The organism is Chitinophaga polysaccharea (genome assembly GCF_902150045.1).
Taxonomy (GTDB): domain Bacteria; phylum Bacteroidota; class Bacteroidia; order Chitinophagales; family Chitinophagaceae; genus Chitinophaga; species Chitinophaga polysaccharea_A.
Genome location: NZ_CABFVU010000002.1, coordinates 342,501 through 345,000, shown reverse-complemented (window position 1 = coordinate 345,000; position 2,500 = coordinate 342,501). Strand labels below are relative to the sequence as shown.

The window sequence follows — 2,500 nt, the reverse complement described above, 5'->3', positions numbered from 1 at the left end:
GCGATAAGATTTTTCATCTTATTTATCGTTACTTATGCCTACATTTTCTTTTCCAAACGCTCCAGCATGTCTCACAACACACCTTCAATGCAGTTTGGAATGCTCCCCTACCGTCTAATACTTACGTATTAGGCCTAAAGCTTCGGTTATATGTTTGATGCCCGATTATTTTCCGTGCCCAAACCCTCGACCAGTGAGCTGTTACGCACTCTTTAAATGAATGGCTGCTTCCAAGCCAACATCCTGGCTGTTTTAGGATTTGAACCGCGTTTGTTCAACTTAACATATCATTAGGGACCTTAGCTGTTAGTCTGGGTTATTTCCCTCTCGGCCATGGACCTTAGCGCCCACAGCCTCACTCCTGGAGATTATATTATAGCATTCGGAGTTTATTAGGGTTTGGTAGGCGGTGAAGCCCCCTAGCCCAATTAGTAGCTCTACCTCTATAATACGTCTATATCCAAGGCTGTTCCTAAAAACATTTCGGGGAGAACGAGCTATCTCTCAGTTTGATTGGCCTTTCACCCCTATCCACAGGTCATCCCATAGCTTTTCAACGCTAATGAGTTCGGGCCTCCAGTTAGTTTTACCTAACCTTCACCCTGCCCATGGATAGATCACAAAGTTTCGCGTCTACCCCCACTGACTATATTCGCTCTGTTAGAACTTGCTTTCGCTACGGCTCCGGTACTGAAGACCTTAACCTTGCCAGTGAGGAGTAACTCGTAGGCTCATTATGCAAAAGGCACGCCGTCACCATTGCTGGCTCCGACCGCTTGTAAGCGCACGGTTTCAGGAACTATTTCACTCTCCTGTTCGGAGTACTTTTCACCTTTCCCTTACGGTACTGGTTCACTATCGGTATCTAAGGAGTATTTAGCCTTACCAGATGGTGCTGGCAGTTTCATACAGGATTCCTCCGGTCCCGCACTACTCAGGATACTACACGTCCATCAGAATTTATGTCTACAGGGCTATCACCTGCTACGGCTCATCTTTCCAGATGATTCAACTTGATCTGACTTTCTAAAAGTAGTCCTACAACCCCGGATAGAATTGCTTCACTCCGGTTTGGGCTCTTCCCCGTTCGCTCGCCACTACTTAGGGAATCATTATTTATTTTCTTTTCCTGCAGGTACTTAGATGTTTCAGTTCCCTGCGTTGGCTCCCATTACTGGGTGACATACCTTCAGTATGCCGGGTTGTCCCATTCGGAAATCTACGGATGTAACGATCGTTTGCATCTCCCCGTAGCTTATCGCAGCTTACCACGTCCTTCTTCGCCTCTTAGATCCTAGGCATCCACCATGCGCTCTTATTCGCTTTAAAAATCTTAAATATTCAAGTTATTACTATCTTGAATACAACTTGCATTTCCCAATATGTCAAAGAACTTTTGATCCCGAAAGATCATTGCCGATGTGTGGGATCCGATCCCGGTAACGCTTTCGTTACACATCTTTACTTATATTATAATTAAGAACCTTTATTCGTATTGAATTGTTTGTGTTGGGGTTGCAAAGGTAGTGATCTTTCAGTTAATCACCAAAACTTTTGGAAAGTTTTTACAACTTTAATTATCTTAGTACCAATCACTTAACTATCGGAAAGTGCTTTCATTACTGTAATAATTAACCCATTACCTTGCAAAGAACAGTGCTTTTTTGAAGCGGATGGCAAAGATAAGACCTTTATCACTCGCAGCAAAAATTATTTCAACTTAATTGCTTCTTATTTTCTGTATGTCAATTGGTATTAAGCGCGGGGCTTAAGGTGATGAACCGGATTTAAGTGTAGTTGGTAGGATGTTGCCTAGCCGGGTGGTATCATCAGTAGCAGTAGTAACTGCTGTTGGTATCGGATAGCAGTGTGACCTGCTTTTTCGAGATAAGTACTGCTCTTTAGCTGTACTCCGCATTGCCTTACACAATGCTCTCTACTATATAGAAAGAAAAAGCCTTAGTGTATGAAACACCAAGGCTTTTCTCTTAATAAGTATGGCAGCTACCTACTCTCCCGCATGATAGTGCAGTACCATCGGCCATGAGGGGCTTAACTTCTCTGTTCGGAATGGGAAGAGGTGAACACCCTCGGCATAACCACCATAAGATCTTCTTTGCTGTTACAGCAAACTAATAAGATAACATATCGGGAAAGTTGTATTCAAAACTTTTTAGCGTAATAATTGAAAAAATTAAAGCTTACGGGCAATTAGTATTACTCGGCTGCGATGTTACCACCCTTACACCTGTAACCTATCAACGTCGTAGTCTCCGACGGCCCTTAAAAGTAAACTCATCTTGAAGCAGGTTTCACGCTTAGATGCTTTCAGCGTTTATCCTATCCGTACATAGCTACTCTGCACTGCACCTGGCGGCACAACAGATACACCAGCGGTACGTACGACCCGGTCCTCTCGTACTAAGGTCATGTCCTCTCAATTTACTAACGATCACAACAGATAGGGACCGAACTGTCTTGCGACGTTCTGAACCCAGTT

General features: G+C 43.6%; 3 rRNA genes (2 of these 3 only partly in view). All 3 read right to left on the bottom strand.

The window, feature by feature from the left end:
- Positions 1-1,329, bottom strand: a 23S ribosomal RNA gene (locus tag FN124_RS15980) (it extends 1,558 nt beyond the left edge of the window).
- Positions 1,330-1,995: 666 nt separating this feature from the next.
- Positions 1,996-2,107 (bottom strand): 5S ribosomal RNA (gene rrf / locus FN124_RS15975).
- An 84-nt stretch (positions 2,108-2,191) separates the two neighbouring features.
- Positions 2,192-2,500 (bottom strand): 23S ribosomal RNA (locus tag FN124_RS15970) (it continues 2,578 nt past the right edge of the window).